The organism is Aggregatibacter valvarum (assembly GCF_980468985.1).
In genome coordinates, this window is record NZ_OZ413141.1 from 1,358,274 (window position 1) to 1,374,714 (window position 16,441).

Annotated in this window: 12 protein-coding genes and 1 pseudogene; 5 read left to right on the forward strand and 8 right to left on the reverse strand. The window is 44.6% G+C overall.

Going from position 1 to position 16,441, the window contains the following annotated elements:
• Nucleotides 1–12 precede the first annotated feature (12 nt).
• Entirely contained in the window at nucleotides 13–1,344 is a 1,332-nt protein-coding gene (locus AC30SF_RS06380; RefSeq protein ID WP_489607922.1) for an NCS2 family permease, read from the reverse strand.
• Between the two features lie 529 nt (nucleotides 1,345–1,873).
• Nucleotides 1,874–2,284 (reverse strand): DUF805 domain-containing protein, encoded by a 411-nt coding sequence (locus tag AC30SF_RS06385; protein ID WP_489607923.1) that lies wholly within the window; start codon nucleotides 2,282–2,284, stop codon nucleotides 1,874–1,876.
• A 114-nt stretch (nucleotides 2,285–2,398) separates the two neighbouring features.
• Between AC30SF_RS06385 and galE the strand changes: the two genes are divergently transcribed.
• The 4 genes from galE (at nucleotide 2,399) to adk (ending at nucleotide 5,852) form a co-directional block, all read left to right on the forward strand.
• Nucleotides 2,399–3,415: a UDP-glucose 4-epimerase GalE gene (gene galE, locus AC30SF_RS06390; protein WP_489607924.1), complete on the forward strand. Its 1,017-nt coding sequence runs from the start codon at nucleotides 2,399–2,401 to the stop codon at nucleotides 3,413–3,415.
• A gap of 5 nt (nucleotides 3,416–3,420) precedes the next feature.
• Nucleotides 3,421–3,762, forward strand: coding sequence for a hydrogenase maturation nickel metallochaperone HypA (gene hypA / locus AC30SF_RS06395; RefSeq protein ID WP_489607925.1), 342 nt, complete (start codon nucleotides 3,421–3,423; stop codon nucleotides 3,760–3,762).
• Nucleotides 3,763–3,780: 18 nt separating this feature from the next.
• Nucleotides 3,781–5,076, forward strand: coding sequence for an AmpG family muropeptide MFS transporter (locus AC30SF_RS06400; RefSeq protein WP_489607926.1), 1,296 nt, complete (start codon nucleotides 3,781–3,783; stop codon nucleotides 5,074–5,076).
• A gap of 131 nt (nucleotides 5,077–5,207) precedes the next feature.
• Nucleotides 5,208–5,852, forward strand: a complete 645-nt coding sequence (adk, locus tag AC30SF_RS06405) for an adenylate kinase (protein ID WP_048750318.1) — start codon at nucleotides 5,208–5,210, stop codon at nucleotides 5,850–5,852.
• Nucleotides 5,853–5,948: 96 nt separating this feature from the next.
• Here adk and AC30SF_RS06410 read toward each other — a convergent pair whose 3' ends face one another.
• The gene (locus tag AC30SF_RS06410; RefSeq protein WP_295975330.1) at nucleotides 5,949–7,163 is read right to left on the reverse strand and encodes an aromatic amino acid transporter; all 1,215 of its coding nucleotides are present in this window, start codon (nucleotides 7,161–7,163) and stop codon (nucleotides 5,949–5,951) included.
• A 166-nt stretch (nucleotides 7,164–7,329) separates the two neighbouring features.
• Here AC30SF_RS06410 and AC30SF_RS06415 point away from each other — a divergent pair, with 166 nt between their 5' ends.
• Nucleotides 7,330–10,383 (forward strand): glycoside hydrolase family 2 TIM barrel-domain containing protein, encoded by a 3,054-nt coding sequence (locus AC30SF_RS06415; RefSeq protein ID WP_315541757.1) that lies wholly within the window; start codon nucleotides 7,330–7,332, stop codon nucleotides 10,381–10,383.
• Between the two features lie 405 nt (nucleotides 10,384–10,788).
• Here AC30SF_RS06415 and AC30SF_RS06420 read toward each other — a convergent pair.
• The 5 genes and pseudogenes from AC30SF_RS06420 to uvrB form a co-directional block, all read right to left on the reverse strand.
• Nucleotides 10,789–11,382, reverse strand: a pseudogene (locus AC30SF_RS06420) (hypothetical protein); the annotation flags it as partial.
• Between the two features lie 104 nt (nucleotides 11,383–11,486).
• On the reverse strand, nucleotides 11,487–11,957 hold the full coding sequence (gene sixA / locus AC30SF_RS06425; RefSeq protein WP_489607927.1) for a phosphohistidine phosphatase SixA: 471 nt from the start codon (nucleotides 11,955–11,957) through the stop codon (nucleotides 11,487–11,489).
• 18 nt (nucleotides 11,958–11,975) lie between these two features.
• The gene (gene glmM / locus AC30SF_RS06430) at nucleotides 11,976–13,310 is read right to left on the reverse strand and encodes a phosphoglucosamine mutase (RefSeq protein ID WP_489607928.1); all 1,335 of its coding nucleotides are present in this window, start codon (nucleotides 13,308–13,310) and stop codon (nucleotides 11,976–11,978) included.
• Between the two features lie 93 nt (nucleotides 13,311–13,403).
• On the reverse strand, nucleotides 13,404–14,231 hold the full coding sequence (folP, locus tag AC30SF_RS06435; protein ID WP_489607929.1) for a dihydropteroate synthase: 828 nt from the start codon (nucleotides 14,229–14,231) through the stop codon (nucleotides 13,404–13,406).
• A 120-nt stretch (nucleotides 14,232–14,351) separates the two neighbouring features.
• Nucleotides 14,352–16,394 carry an excinuclease ABC subunit UvrB gene (gene uvrB / locus AC30SF_RS06440; protein ID WP_489607930.1) on the reverse strand — a complete coding sequence of 681 codons (2,043 nt, stop codon included), beginning with the start codon at nucleotides 16,392–16,394 and terminating at the stop codon, nucleotides 14,352–14,354.
• Nucleotides 16,395–16,441 lie beyond the last annotated feature (47 nt).

Below are 16,441 nucleotides of genomic sequence, written 5' to 3' on the forward strand. Positions count from 1 at the left end.
TTATCGAGTGAATTAAATCGCCCAACCGCAAGCGTAGAACGCCACTAAAACAACAGCAATCACAACGGTGCCGATATTTAAGCGTTTAAAGTCGCCACTCACCACACGGCCAATCACCAATGCAGCAAAGCCCAACATAATACCGGTCACAATGTTTGCCGTTAACACGATAAACACTGCGCAAATCAAGCCGCTCATGGCGCCAACGAAATCATCAAAATCTAATTTGCTGACGTTGCTTAACATCAATAATCCCACGTACATTAACGCCGGTGCTGTCGCATAGTTCGGCACCAAGAAGGCTAATGGTTGGAAGAACAACATTAATAGGAACAATACGCCAACAACGATAGCGGTGATACCGGTTTTACCGCCGGCAGCAGTCCCTGCTGCGGATTCGATATACACGGCTGCCGGTGCCGTGCCGAAAATACCGGAGAATAAACTACTCACGGAGTCCGACGTTAAGGCTTTACCGCCGTTAATGATTTGACCGTCTTTGTCCAATAAATCCGCTTGCCCTGCCACGGCACGGATAGTGCCTGTAGCATCAAATACCGCGGTCATCACTAAAGCAAACACCACCGGTAAAATCGCCGGTTGCAATGCGCCCATGATGTCTAATTGCAAGAATAAAGACTCTTCACCGAAGCTTGGCATTTTGAAGACTTGACCGTTAAAGGTGACATTGGGATCGAAAATTAAGCCTACAATGGTAATGGCGATAATCACCCATAAAATGCCGCCTTTCACTTGCATTTTTTCTAAGCCGATAATTAACGCCAAACCAATTAATGACATCATCACCGGAAACGCGGTGAACTCGCCCAATTTTACCGGCAAACCGGCTTGGTTACTCACCACAAGCCCTACTCCGTTTGCGGCGATTAAAAGCAGGAATAAACCGATACCAATCCCCGCACCGTGTGCGATACCCACCGGTAAATTACGCAAAATCCACGCGCGAATGCCTGTGGCAGAAATAAGGGTGAAGAAAACCCCCATTAAAAAGACCGCACCTAAGGCGACCGGAATACTCACTTTTTGTCCGATAACCAAGCTAAATGCCGTAAATGCCGTTAAAGAAATAGCACAGCCGATTGCCATGGGTGCATTCGCCCAAAAGCCAATTAAAATCGAGCCTAAACCAGCCACTAAACAGGTGGCAATAAACACCGATTCTGCCGGAAAACCCGCCGCACTTAACATATTCGGCACCACGATAACGGAATACACCATCGCGAGGAAAGTGGTTAAACCGGCCACAATTTCTTTGCGTACGGTGGAACCGCGTTTAGTCAACTCAAAGCGTTTTTCTAAAGCGGAAGATGGAGAAGATGACATGACATTACCTTTTAATTTGTCGTTGAAAAAAGAGGGCGGGTATTTTACCGCAACGCCCACAGAAGTAAACGTTTGCGCAATAAATAAAAAAATTAGCTGATAATGAGAATCGTAGAGTGCAACTTGTTGCACGAAATCACAAACACCCCGAAAGGGTTAAATAAGGTTCCGTGCGTGGTTCGGTCGCGCATCAAGATGCACGCTACGTACGAAATCGTGAATTACGCATCGAGGTTTAATCATTCGTGCAACAAGTTGCACGCTACGTATGAAATCGTGAATTACACATCGAGGTTAATCATTCGTGCAACAAGTTGCACACTACGCACGAAATCGTGAATTACACATCGAGGTTAATCATTCGTGCAACAAGATGCACGCTACGCATGAAATCGCGAATGCCCGAAAGAGTAAATAACGTTCCGTGCTTGGTTCGGTCGTGCATCAAGATGCACGCTACGCACGAAATCGTGAATTACGCATCGAGGTTAATCCTTCGTGCAACAAGTTGCACGCTACGCACTAATAATTAACTGATAAAACGATCAGTTTCGACCGCAGGAAGCGTTTGTGATGCGACTTCTTTCGGATTTGCGCCAAAACGGTTTGTTCCCGGTTGGCTGTCTAAACAAATGAACACAAACAACACAATAACACCGATAAGAGGAATTAATGAAATTAAAATCCACCATCCGCTTCGATCCGTATCATGTAAACGGCGAACGACAACTGCGATACTCGGGATCAGAATCAGCAATGAATACAGCCCACTAAAAAGCCCGGCTTCATATTCCATGCTATACGTTCCTAGCAAGATATCCAACAGCGTCAATACAATGCTGATTAGTGCACTGATTAAAAAGAACATCCAATACTCTTTTCGTCTTGCTCGTCCTGAAAACGTGGCGTAGTTTTTAAGTACATGCAAATACCAATTCATAGTTTCCTCCCAAGAATAAATAAGCGGTTAATCCGTCTCATGTTTTGATTTCAAAACAGTGTTATACTAGCACACAATTTCTATGAGTTATATTCGCAATAAGGGGAAATTAAAATGTCCATTTTAGTCACCGGCGGTGCCGGTTATATCGGTTCACATACTGTCGTCGAATTATTAAATGCCGGCAAAGAGGTCGTGGTATTAGACAATCTTTGTAACGCCTCACCAAAATCCTTAGATCGCGTAAAACAAATTACCGGCAAAAGCGTGAAATTTTATGAAGGCGATGTATTAGATCGCGCCTTGTTACAAAAAATCTTTGCCGAAAATCCGATTCATTCCGTCATTCATTTTGCCGGTTTAAAAGCCGTCGGCGAAAGCGTACAAAAACCTGCTGAATACTATATGAACAACGTCACCGGCTCATTGGTTTTGTTACAAGAAATGAAAAAAGCCAGCGTGTGGAATTTCGTCTTCAGTTCTTCCGCCACCGTTTACGGTGATCCTGAAATCATTCCGATTACCGAAAACTGCAAAGTGGGCGGCACGACTAACCCGTACGGCACCTCTAAGTTTATGGTGGAACAAATCCTACGTGATATTGCCAAAGCAGAGCCGAAATTCAGTATGACCATTTTGCGCTATTTCAATCCGGTGGGCGCCCATGAAAGCGGTTTGATCGGCGAAGATCCGAATGGTATTCCAAACAACTTATTGCCTTATATCAGCCAAGTGGCTATCGGCAAATTGCCTCAACTTTCCGTATTCGGTAGCGACTACGACACTCATGATGGCACCGGTGTACGCGATTATATTCATGTGGTGGATTTGGCGATTGGTCACTTAAAAGCGCTGGATCGCCATCAAGACGATGCCGGCTTGCACATTTATAATTTAGGCACCGGTGTGGGCTATTCCGTATTAGATATGGTGAAAGCGTTTGAACAAGCTAATGACATTCAAATACCTTATAAATTAGTGGATCGTCGTCTGGGCGACATTGCCACTTGCTATTCTGATCCGAGCCTTGCTGCCAAAGAATTAGGCTGGAAAGCAGAACGTGGCTTGGCTCAAATGATGAAAGACACGTGGAATTGGCAAAAAAATAACCCGAAAGGCTATCGGGATTAAGTCTCATGCACGAACTCTCTTTGTGTCAAAACATCATTGAAATTGTTGAGCAGCAATGCAAACAACACAATGTCAATAAAGTCACCGACCTCTGGCTGGAAGTCGGTGCCCTTTCTTGCATTGAGCCGAGTGCATTGGAATTTGGCTTTGAAATGGTAGCGCAAGGCACACCGGCGGAAAATTGTAAGCTTCATTTAATTTCCATTCCCGCCAAAGCTTGGTGTTGGGATTGCAAACAACTGATCGAAATTCAAGCCAATAACAGCACGTGCCCACATTGCAGCAGCACGCATTTACAACGCCAAAGCGGCGATGAACTCCGCATTAAAGAAATTGCCGTCGAATAAAATTGCCCTGAAATCATAATGACAGAACAACCGATTAAGCCTTCTCTCGCCACCCAAATTTTCAGCCGCAATATGCTGATTTGTGTCTTTACCGGCTTCAGCTCCGGTTTGCCACTTTTCGTGCTGTTGCAGATGTTGCCGATTTGGTTGTCGGACAATGGCATTAGCGTGCAAACCATCGGAGCTTTTACCTTAGTCACCCTACCCTACACGCTCAAATTTTTGTGGGCGCCTTTACTGGATCGCTATTTTCCTCGATTTCTCGGTCGCCGTCGCAGTTGGCTCGCCATTTCCCAACTCTTGCTTCTGCTGAGTCTTTACTTGATCGGTTTATACGATCCGAAAGAACAAATGCAGATTGTCATTTTTCTGGCCACGTTCATCGCCTTTATGTCCGCTACTCAAGACATTGTGTTAGATGCCTATCGACGGGAAATTTTGCGCGATAACGAATTGGGTTTGGGCAATACCATTCACATTAATGCTTATCGCATTGCCGGTTTAATTCCGGGCGGACTGTCATTGTATCTCGCCACGTTCCTGCCATGGAAAACGGTGTTTTTATTGACCGCACTTTTCATGCTGTGTGGGCTGTTTATGACCTTCTTTTTAAGTCGCGAGCCACAAATTCAAATTCATCAAAGCAAGCAGCCGTTCTATCAGGCTTTTACCATTCCGCTACAAGAATTTTTCCAGCGTAAAGGCATTTATGCAGGCATTGGCTTTATTGCCTTTCTGTTCCTATATAAATTCGGTGATGCCCTTGCCACCACGTTGCAAAGTAAATTCATCGTGGACATGGGCTTTAGCAAAACCGACATTGCCTTAGTGGTAAAAAGCACGGCGTTGTGGTCGAGCATTATTGCCGGCATGGCAGGCGGCATAGTGATGTTGCGTCTCGGCATTAACCGTGCCCTTTGGGTCTTTGGTTTTATTCAACTGATTACTATCGGTGGCTTTATTTGGCTTGCCGGATTTGATTATTTCCACGTTGTCGATAACGCAGCTCGCTTAAAACTAGGCATTGTGATTTGTGGCGAATATATTGGCGTGGGGCTTGGCACCGCAGCGTTTGTAGCCTTTATGGCACGGGAAACCAACCCGCTTTACACCGCCACTCAACTGGCGTTGTTTACCAGCCTTGCTGCCTTGCCGAGCAAAGGGCTCGGTGCGCTTTCCGGCGAAATCGTTGCCGCAGTGGGCTACTATCATTTCTTTTGGATTTGCTTATTTTTAGCCATCCCGGGCATGCTCTGTTTATGCTGGGTTGCACCCTGGAACGAAAAAGTCACCGCACCGAACGCAAGCAATTGACATTTTTAGGGAATTAAGCAACCATACGCCACCATTAATAAAACATTTTCAACACCGACCGCACTTTCTTCCCGAAATAGGAAAAGTGCGGTGGTTTTTTCAGTTATTTTTCATTTAAAAAAGAGGACAACATGAAAATTATTCTATTAGGCGCACCGGGCGCAGGAAAAGGTACACAAGCACAATTCATCATGAATAAATTTGCCATCCCGCAAATTTCCACGGGCGACATGTTACGCTCTGCGATCAAAGCCGGCACCGAATTAGGCAAACAAGCCAAAACCTTAATGGACGCAGGTCAATTAGTGCCGGATGATTTAATCATTTCCTTAGTGAAAGAACGCGTAGCACAACCTGACTGCGCCAAAGGTTTCTTACTTGACGGTTTCCCACGTACCATTCCACAAGCTGACGCCTTGAAATCTGCCGGTATCGCCATTGATTATGTGTTGGAATTTGATGTGCCGGATGAAGTGATCGTAGAACGTATGAGCGGTCGTCGTGTGCACCAACCTTCCGGTCGTTCTTACCACATCGTTTACAACCCACCGAAAGTGGAAGGCAAAGATGATGTGACCGGCGAAGATTTGATTATCCGTGCCGATGACAAACCGGAAACTGTGTTAGACCGCTTGAAAGTGTATCACAACACCACCAAACCATTAGTGGATTACTACCAAGCAGAAGCCAAAGCAGGTAACACGCAATATTTCCGCTTAGACGGCACTCAAAAAGTAGAAGATGTCAGCAAAGCATTAGATAAAATCTTAGGGTAATTGCCAATAATAAGAAAAATTTGGCAGAATCTAATTGTTGATAAAAACCGCACTTTGATTACACCGATCAAAGTGCGGTTGTTTTTTTAGGTGATTTTAACCCACCACAAATGGCAGATAGCCGGCGCGGATGGCGAATGGGATGGAGGTAATGATGACGCCAAGGACTAAAACAATGAGTAGCGTGGCTTTGCCGCCCCAGACTTTATATGGCAAATTTGGGTGAATGCGGCGTGCTTTCCATACCAGCGAAACCGGAAGAACCACGGCGTAGAACGCAAACATTTGACCTGCGTAGCCTAACGCTAAAATGAAACCTTGTGGGTAGAATAAGGCGAAGACGATTGGTGGGATGAACGTCATTAAACCTAAGGAAAAACGTCCTGCATTGATGTTAAAAGAACGTTTTAATAGGTCTTCAATACATTCTAGTAAGCCAAGTCCCACGCCCAAGAATGAGGTGATTAACGCCAAGGTGGAGAAGATCTTCACAGCGTTTGCCATCATACTGCTTTGGGTAATGGTTAAGGTGGCGGTGACTAAGCCGTTCAACGTGGCATCTTGTTGCAAGATTTGCAGAAATTCGTTTTGTGTGAGCAAGCCGTGGGTGGAGAGTTGCCATAAAATGTAGGCGAACAAGGTGATACCGGAACCCACTAAAATGGAAATGCGCAAGGCTTTGACGTTACCGCCGAGGTATTTGTTTAAGCTTGGAATAGAACCATGGAAACCAAACGCGGTGAAAAATACCGGGCTGGCGGAAATGATCAGCGCATTATCAATGGGCATTGCCATCAAGTTGTCGAGTTTAATTTCCGGCAACATCAAACTTAACACCATCACGAACGTGGCAATCATCACAAAGAACAACACGCGGTTAATTTTATCTACGCTGTGCGTACCGATAATGATAAACGCGCCGAAGAAAAGGGTAAAAATCAATACGGCGACTTTGCCGGTCGTGTCACGATCAACGATGGTTGGCAGTGTATCGGTCAACAAAGAACCGCCACCACTGATGTAGGCGGCAATGAGCGCGTATAAAAAGACAATTAATACAGCGGTGGAAATAATTCGTCCCGGACGACCGAAATATTGCTCTGCCAGCGTGCCGATGCCGGCGTCACTTGGTGCGGTTTGGTAAAGCTCAACGAACAGCAACGCACTGAAGGTTAACAGCGTCCAAAGCCCAAGTAGAAGAAATAAGGTAGCGCCAAAGCCAATGCCGGCGGAGGTTAACGGCATGGCTAACATGCCTGCGCCAATCATGGTACCTGCCACGAGCAGCGTACTTCCTACTGTTTTATTCATAGATATTCCTTGTTGTGTATTTAAAAATTTACAATGATTGTATTGCAAATTTTACACTCTGTAAAATAAAGAATGTGATTTAAATCACAAAATTATCATTTTGTCTAAAATTGAGCGGAGAAATTGCGTATATTGGTTTCACAATTCGTTGTTTTTAAGGTGCATTATGTCATTGCCTCACTATTTTCAAGACCTTTCCATACTCCACATTAATACTACGCCGCACCATGCCTATTTTATTCCTCATGCGACACATAAAAGTGCGGTAGAAAATCCCAGAGAATATTCAGATTATTTCATTCCTTTAAACGGAAATTGGCAGTTTCAGTATTTTTCAAGCTATTGGGATCTGCCGGAAAACTTCCTTCAACTCACTCCAAATAGTCAGCTTCCCGTGCCGTCAAATTGGCAAAATCACGGATACGATCAACATCAATACACCAATGTCAATTATCCTTTTCCCTTTGATCCGCCTTATGTTCCGCAACAAAACCCATGCGGTTGGTATCAACGCCGATTGAACTTGACACTCAAAGCCAATAAGCGTTATTTGCTGAATTTTGAAGGCGTGGACAGTTGCTTGTTTTTATATCTCAACGAACAATTTGTGGGTTATAGCCAAATCAGTCATTGCACCTCAGAATTTGATGTAACGAATTATTTACAGTCTGGCAAAAATAACATCACGGTTATCGTGCTGAAATGGTGTGATGGCAGTTATTTAGAAGATCAAGATAAATTCCGAATGTCAGGCATTTTCCGTGATGTTTATGTGTTGGAACGGGAAGCCCATTATTTACAGGATTTCTTTATAAAAACGGCATTAAACGATGATTTCACGGCAGCGAATATCACGGTGAAGTGTATTTTCTCTGATCATCATGGGCAAGACATTCATTGGCAACTCTTTGATCCCAAACAGCGTTTAGTGGCGGAAAAGTGCGGTCAAGATTTCGAATGTTTTCTTGTTCAGCCGATCTTATGGAATGCCGAACAACCAAATCTTTACACGCTAGTTTTTCGTTATGGTTCAGAAGTGATTTGTCAGCGTATCGGCTTGCGTAAAATTGAGGTAAAAAATGGCGTGTTATTGTTCAATGGGCAAGCGATTAAATTTAAAGGGGTCAATCGACATGACAGCGACCCACGCACCGGTTATGTAATTCATCGTGAGCAGGCATTGCAGGATTTACGCCTAATGAAACAGCATAATTTCAATGCCATCCGCACAGCACATTATCCCAATGCGCCTTGGTTTACCGAACTCTGCGACCAATACGGTTTTTATGTCATTGCCGAAAGCGATATTGAATCTCATGGCACCAATGCCGTGTATGTGCCGACACCGGAAAGCAGCATTTTACTTGGCGTGAAAACAGACATCGATCAGGATGCCATTCGACAACAAACGATTGACAATTATTGTTACACGGCTCGCGCGCCTGAATTTAAAAATGCGATTTTAGACCGCACTCATGCCAATGTGGAGCGGGATAAAAACCGCACTTCGGTGGTAATTTGGTCGCTCGGCAATGAAAGTGGCTACGGTGAAAATTTTGAAGCGGCCGCCGCCTGGGTGAAAGCGCGTGATCCCAGCCGTTTAGTCCATTATGAAAATGCGATTTTCCAGCATTCCGCCCATCAAAATGATACCTCAAATTTAGACTTGCACAGTGAAATGTACACGGCCCCCGAAGACATGGACGCCTATTTTGCCAATCCACAAAATCGCAAACCTTATATTTTTTGCGAATATTTGCACGCGATGGGCAATTCTTGCGGCGATGCGGAAGATTATTTCCTCGCGATGCAAAAATACCTCGGTGCCTGTGGCGGTTTTGTGTGGGAATGGTGCAATCATTCGCCCTATTTGGCAGGAACCGACCGCATGGGCTACGGTGGCGATTTTGGCGATGTCCCCAATGATGGAAATTTCTGCGCTGATGGTTTGGTGACGGCAGATCGTCAAATTCAAAGTAACTTATTAGAGCTAAAAAACGTACAACGTCCCATTCGTGCCCAGTTAAAAGACGGCAAGGTGTGGCTGACCAATTATTGGGATTTCGCGAATACCGCCGAGTGCTTAAGCATTCGCTATCAACTTTCAGAAAATGGCATTGTCATGCAAGAAGGAAAAATAAATGGGATCCAAATTGCGCCAAAACACACCGCACTTTTGCCACTGGAACTGCCTGCAGATAACGGCAATTTATGGTTGTTAACCTTATTCTACGAACAATGTCAAGCCACTGATTTCATACCGGCGACATATATTTTAGGCTTCGATCAACTCAATCTTTTTCATCGCCCAAGATTGTCAATCATGCCGCCATTGGGCGTTGAGCCACCAACAAAAGCCACGTTTTCGGTACAGGAAGATGCCAAGCATATTCATGTGCAACAACAAGATCATTGTTATGTGTTTGATAAGCAAAAGGGCATTTTGCAGCAGGTTTCCCATCAGGGCGAATCCTTGTTGCAACAGCCATTAGATTTCAATATTTGGCGTGCGCCTTTGGATAACGATGTCTTAATCAACGCGCACTGGCAAGCAGCAGGATACGATCGCGCAATCACTCGCGCCTATGAATGCCATGTGACACAATATGAAAGTGCGGTCGAAATTAAAGTCAAATCAGCATTAGTGGCAGTATCCAAGGCTCGAATTTTAACCCTAGACGTCATCTATCGCCTAGATGAATTTGGCCCATTACACATCAAAATTCATGGGGAAAAAGCGCCGCACTTGCCTTTCTTACCGCGTTTTGGTTTACGTTTCTGTTTAGATCGCGCCTATCAACAGGCTGAATATTTCGGTTATGGCCCAACAGAAAGCTATATTGATAAACATCAGTCTTCCCTGTTAGGTCATTATCACACCACGGTTCGGCAAAATCACGTGCCTTATTTGAAGCCACAGGAAAATGGTAGCCATTATGGCTGTTCTTACGTTAAAGTGCGGTCAGAAAATCGGCAGATTTTTATCACGGCAACCACACCGTTTAGTTTCAATCTTTCGCCTTATCGCCAAGAAGAATTGGCAATGAAAAAGTATCATGATGATCTTGTCGAAAGCAGCAGTACTGTGCTGTGTGTTGATTACAAAATGAGTGGTATTGGGTCAAATTCCTGCGGACCTGCATTAAAGCAGCCATACCGTTTAAACGAAACGCTGTTTGATTTTGACGTAAAATGCCATTTTTTGACGCATTCAATTTAGGGCAAGAAAAAAGGGGGATTTCTCCCCCTTGTTACAAAATAATTTTCTGCTTTACTTGCCTTCCATTTCGCTTTTCACTGCATTTTTTACTTCCGCTGCTTTTTCAGATACGGCATCCTTTGCTTGATTCACTTTTTCAGCAGCCACGTCTTTCATTTCTGTTGCTTTGGTTGCCATGGAATCCATTTTCGCTGCAGCGGCCTCTTTCATTTCGCCCGCTTTGGTTGCCATAGATTCTTTCATTTCACCAGCTTTGGTTTTCATTGCATCCATTTTTTCTGTAGCAGCGTCTTTAGCCGCGGACATCTTTTCAGCTGCAGCATCTTTCATTTCGCCCGCTTTGGTTTTCATTGCATCCATTTTTTCAGACGCAGCGTCTTTGGCTGCGGACATCTTTTCAGCTGCAGCCTCTTTCATTTCGCCGGCTTTCGTTGCCATCGCATCCATTTTTTCAGATACGGCGTCTTTGGCTGCGGACATCTTTTCAGCGGCGGCCTCTTTCATTTCACCCGCTTTGGTTGCCATCGCATCCATTTTTTCAGACGCAGCGTCTTTGGCTGCGGACATTTTTTCAGCGGCGGCATCTTTCATTTCGCCGGCTTTTGTTGCCATAGAATCCATTTTTTCCGTGGCAGCGTCTTTAGCCGCGGACATCTTTTCAGCGGCGGCATCTTTCATTTCACCGGCTTTCGTTGCCATCGCATCCATTTTTTCTGCAGCCGCGTCTTTAGCCGCGGACATCTTTTCAGCGGCGGCATCTTTCATTTCACCGGCTTTCGCTGCCATCGCATCCATTTTTTCTGCAGCAACGGCTTGCGCGTCTTTTACAGCATCTGTTGTGCTGTTTTTCATGTCTTTTGCGGCATTCACAACCGCGTCTTTTGCTTCAGACACACTGGCTTTTGCCTGTTCAACGTGCTGTGAGGTTTTGCTGTCATCACAACCGGTCATACTGAATGTTGCGCCTAAAACTAAAGCGGCTAAGAGTGATTTTTTCATTGTAGCTCCTAATGCATATTAATAATTAAATAGAAATGCTTTACGGCATCAATTCGTAAAGCAGACCATAGTCTGTCGTAAAACAGCATAAAAAGAAACCGAATTTACGCAATTTTACTCACATATTTTATATCGTTTACCTTCGGCTGATCGTTATCCCAATGAATATCGACAATAGCCCCCGGATAAAAACTCGCCGGATTTCGACCGCACAATTCTTTCACAATATCACCGACCAAAGGCAAATGAGAGATAAGCAGAAGATTGCAATGTCCTTCTTTTTCCAACAAAGCCACATAAGAACTCACCAAGCCGGAATCACCATAAGGCGTAATGCCTTCCCACACTTCCAATTTATCGGAAAGTTGTTGCTCAAAAACCTGATTAATTTCATCAAAGGTTTCTAAAGCTCGGGTATAAGGGCTCACCAAGACTTTGTCGAACTCAAGTGCGGTGGATTTTAACCATATTCCTTGAAGTCGGGATTGTTCTCTGCCATTAGCGTTAAGATGGCGCGCTTTATCCGAGTTCGCCATCAATTCCGCTTCGCCATGACGCATAATAAATAAATGCATTTGCAACGACCTTAAAGATTAATTGGCCTTCACCGCTTCCGCGATTTCTTCTGCACATTGCTGCGCCAATGCGCCGTCTTCACATTCCACCATCACGCGAATTAACGGCTCAGTACCTGATTTACGCAGTAAAATACGTCCTTTGCCTGCCAAACGTTTTTCAACTTCTGCTGCAACTGCTTTTACAGCGTCGCTTTCTAATGGATTATTACCACCGGCAAAACGCACATTAATTAATACTTGTGGGAATAATTTAACTGCATCAGCAAGTTCATTCAGCGACAAACGATGTTTTACCATTGCTGTCAACACGGCTAAAGAAGCGATAATGCCATCGCCGGTCGTATTGCGATCAGCAATAATAATATGCCCCGAGTTTTCACCGCCTAAGCCCCAACCGCGTTCTTGCATTTGTTCCAACACATAACGGTCGCCCACATTGGCGCGCACAAACGGAATAGCTAATTGTTTTAAGGCAAGTTCAAGACTCATATTGCTCATTAAGGTGCCTACGACACCGCCTTGCAAACGCCCTTCGCGTAAGGCTTCACGCGCAATAATAAATAATATTTGGTCACCATCGACTTTATTACCGAGATGATCCACCATAATTAAACGGTCACCATCACCATCGTACGCCAAACCCACATCCGCTTTTACTTCTAACACTTTTTGTTGCAACGCTTTAATATCCGTTGCACCGCATTTTTCATTAATATTCATGCCATTCGGATGGGTGCCAATTTCAATAACTTCTGCACCTAATTCACGCATGACATTCGGCGCAATGTGGTAGGTTGCGCCATTGGCACAATCCACCACAATTTTATAACCTTCTAAACTCAAATGCGCCGGAAAGGTGCTTTTACAAAATTCAATATAACGGCCTGCCGCATCTTTAATTCGGCTGGCGCGACCTAGTTCGGCAGATTCAACACAGTCCATCGGTTGCTCCAACATGGCCTCGATGGCTTCCTCCACATCATCGGGTAATTTCGTCCCTTGTGTAGAAAAGAATTTAATCCCATTGTCATAATAGGGATTATGGGAAGCGGAAATCACGATACCGGCTTCGGCACGGAAAGTGCGGGTTAAATAAGCAATGGCCGGCGTCGGCATTGGGCCGGTGAATGCAGCGGATAAACCGGCTGCCGCTAAACCGGCTTCAAGGGCAGACTCAAGCATATAGCCCGAAATTCGGGTATCTTTACCAATCAGCACGACGCGAGATCCTTGTGTCGCTAACACTTTACCTGCTGCCCAACCGAGTTTTAAAACAAAATCAGGCGTAATCGGATGGTTACCTACTTTGCCACGCACCCCATCAGTCCCAAAATATTTACGTTCAGCCATGTTTCAATTCCTTCTTAATAAAAATGTCATTTATTATTTTATGCTATCGTTCTTCCGATAAGACAGCTAGCGTCCGACAGCACAACTACGTATTTAAGCATTTTGCGTTGCCAGCCAAATTTTAAGCGCATCGGCCGTTTCACCGACATCATGCACGCGCAAAATACTGGCACCTTTCATCGCAGCAATTAATGCGGCAGCCACACTGCCCACTGTCCGTTGTTCTACAGGCTTATCCAATACGGCACCAATCATGGATTTACGGGAAATTCCCGCCAACACCGGATACCCTTGTTCACAGAAAACCGAAAATTGTTGTAACAAACAATAATTATGTTGCACGTTTTTGCCAAAACCAAAGCCGGGATCCCAAATCAGATTCTCTTTTTTGATTCCCGAAGCCAAACATTGTTCCGTTCTCTGCTGCATAAATTTTAAAACATCCGCCACCACATCATCGTAATGCGGATTGAGCTGCATTGTTCGCGGCTGCCCTTGCATATGCATAATGCACACCGGCAATGCCAAACGAACGGCAGTTTGTAATGCATCAGGTTCTTGCAAAGCACGAATATCATTAATCAGATCCATGCCCACCTTAGCGGCCTCTTGCATCACCTGTGCTTTGGAACTATCCACCGAAATCCAGCAATCGAACCGTTTTCTCACCGCCTCAACTAAAGGAACAACCCGCTCAAGTTCTTCTTCTAACGTCACCTCTTCTGCCATCGGTCGGGTTGATTCTCCCCCAATATCAATAATCGATGCGCCTTGATTCAACATCCTTTCTACTTGAAACAACGCCTTATCTAATTGAAAAAATTTACCGCTATCAGAAAAAGAATCCGGGGTGAAATTGAGGATCCCCATAATTTTAGGGGTAGAAAGATCAAGTGTTTTATTATTTGCTGTTAATTTCATAGATGATTCGCTTACCGTTTAGGTAAAAAGTGCGGTGTATTATAAGCGAATTTTTGATGCCTGCAAAAATCCGCCGCCTGCCTTATCAAGAAAAATTCACCTTTGAAAACGACCGCACTTTTACTCGCCTGACAACATAAAACTTTCCCGTAATTGCTGTAATTGATCACGTACGGCGGCGGCTTTTTCAAATTCCAAATCTTGCGCAAATTTATACATTTGCTGTTCCAGTTTCTTGATTTGTTGTTGATATTCTTTCGCTGACGTAGGCACGGCATAAAGTGCGGTCGGTTCTGCCACCATTTTTCCGCGTTGTTTATTGGCTTTTGCTTTTTGATTGGCGCCCTGACCGATGTCTAACAATTCGCCCACTTTTTTATTTAACGCCTGCGGCACAATGCCGTGATCTTCATTGTATTTCGTTTGTTTTTCACGGCGGCGATTAGTTTCCGTAATGGTTTTTTCCATCGACTTGGTGATACTGTCCGCATACAAAATCGCTTTACCATTCAAATTTCGCGCAGCACGTCCGATGGTTTGAATTAAAGAACGTTCAGAACGCAAGAAGCCTTCTTTATCCGCATCTAAAATCGCCACGAGGGACACTTCGGGAATATCCAAGCCTTCCCGTAATAAGTTAATCCCGACCAATACATCAAATTCGCCTAGGCGCAAATCACGGATAATTTCTACACGCTCCACCGTATCAATATCAGAGTGCAAATAACGCACGCGAATGCCGTGTTCATCCAAATAATCCGTTAAATCTTCCGCCATTTTTTTGGTCAGCGTTGTCACTAAAACGCGCTCATTTTTATCTGCTCTTTGACGCGCTTCAGAAAGCAAATCATCCACTTGAATAGACACCGGACGAATTTCAATTTGCGGATCGAGTAAGCCTGTTGGACGCACAACCTGATCGATAATTTCTGCACCGGATTTTTCTAGCTCATAAGGCCCCGGGGTAGCCGAAACATAGATAGTTTGCGGAGCCAAACGTTCAAATTCCTCAAAACGTAACGGACGGTTATCCAACGCTGAAGGCAAACGGAAGCCATATTCCACCAACGTTTCTTTACGGGAACGGTCGCCACGATACATCCCGCCGATTTGCGGTACTGTGACGTGAGATTCATCGATAATTAAAATCGCATCAGACGGCATATAGTCAAATAAGGTTGGCGGCGGTTCGCCTTCATTTCTGCCCGACAGATAACGTGAGTAGTTTTCAATCCCCGAGCAATAGCCCAATTCGTTCATCATTTCAATATCAAATTGAGTACGTTGACTAATGCGTTGTTCTTCTAACAATTTATTCTCTTTAATGAAATATTCCCGTCGTTGCGCCAGTTCCACTTTGATTTTTTCAATAGCATCTAAAATGCGCTCGCGTGGTGTCACGTAGTGCGTTTTTGGATACACGGTGAAACGTGGCACGGCACCAAAACTGCTTCCCGTAAGCGGATCGAAAAGGCTCAAGCGCTCAATTTCATCATCAAATAATTCAATGCGTACGGCGCGCTCATCAGATTCTGCCGGGAAAATATCGATAATTTCCCCACGCACACGAAATGTACCGCGCTGAAATGCCTGATCGTTACGCGTATATTGCAATTCTGCCAACTTCGCCAAAATCTGACGCTGATTAATTATCGCCCCTTGTTGCAAATGCAACATCATTTGCAAATAAGAATCCGGGTCGCCCAAACCATAAATAGCGGAAACCGAGGCAACCACAATGGTATCCCGACGTTCCAAAAAAGATTTGGTCGCCGACAAACGCATTTGCTCGATTTGATCGTTAATGGACGCATCTTTTTCAATGAAGGTATCACTGCTCGGCACATAAGCTTCCGGCTGGTAATAATCATAGTAAGAAACGAAATATTCCACCGCATTTTCAGGAAAAAATGCTTTCATTTCCGCATAAAGCTGCGCCGCAAGCGTTTTATTCGGGGCAAGCAACATGGCCGGTCGGTTTAACTGCGCAATCACATTGGCAATCGTAAAGGTTTTTCCGGAACCCGTAACGCCCAGTAAGGTTTGGTGCGCCAAGCCGTCTTCTAAATTCTCGGCGAGTTTGGCAATGGCTTGTGGCTGATCGCCGGAAGGTTTGAAGTCGGAATGAAGAATAAATGGCTTGGTGTTAATTTTCTCAGACATAAAGTGCGGTCAATTTTTACGGTATTTCTAAATGCCACGCATTTTAG

Bases quoted from the DNA above. Each gene is read 5' to 3' on its own strand.
- glmM (WP_489607928.1), bottom strand. From the start codon at position 13,310: ATGGCTGAACGTAAATATTTTGGGACTGATGGGGTGCGTGGCAAAGTA.
- uvrB (WP_489607930.1), bottom strand. From the start codon at position 16,394: ATGTCTGAGAAAATTAACACCAAGCCATTTATTCTTCATTCCGACTTC.
- AC30SF_RS06380 (WP_489607922.1), bottom strand. From the start codon at position 1,344: ATGTCATCTTCTCCATCTTCCGCTTTAGAAAAACGCTTTGAGTTGACT.
- adk (WP_048750318.1), top strand. From the start codon at position 5,208: ATGAAAATTATTCTATTAGGCGCACCGGGCGCAGGAAAAGGTACACAA.
- galE (WP_489607924.1), top strand. From the start codon at position 2,399: ATGTCCATTTTAGTCACCGGCGGTGCCGGTTATATCGGTTCACATACT.
- AC30SF_RS06385 (WP_489607923.1), bottom strand. From the start codon at position 2,284: ATGAATTGGTATTTGCATGTACTTAAAAACTACGCCACGTTTTCAGGA.
- folP (WP_489607929.1), bottom strand. From the start codon at position 14,231: ATGAAATTAACAGCAAATAATAAAACACTTGATCTTTCTACCCCTAAA.
- AC30SF_RS06400 (WP_489607926.1), top strand. From the start codon at position 3,781: ATGACAGAACAACCGATTAAGCCTTCTCTCGCCACCCAAATTTTCAGC.
- hypA (WP_489607925.1), top strand. From the start codon at position 3,421: ATGCACGAACTCTCTTTGTGTCAAAACATCATTGAAATTGTTGAGCAG.
- AC30SF_RS06410 (WP_295975330.1), bottom strand. From the start codon at position 7,163: ATGAATAAAACAGTAGGAAGTACGCTGCTCGTGGCAGGTACCATGATT.
- AC30SF_RS06415 (WP_315541757.1), top strand. From the start codon at position 7,330: ATGTCATTGCCTCACTATTTTCAAGACCTTTCCATACTCCACATTAAT.
- sixA (WP_489607927.1), bottom strand. From the start codon at position 11,957: ATGCATTTATTTATTATGCGTCATGGCGAAGCGGAATTGATGGCGAAC.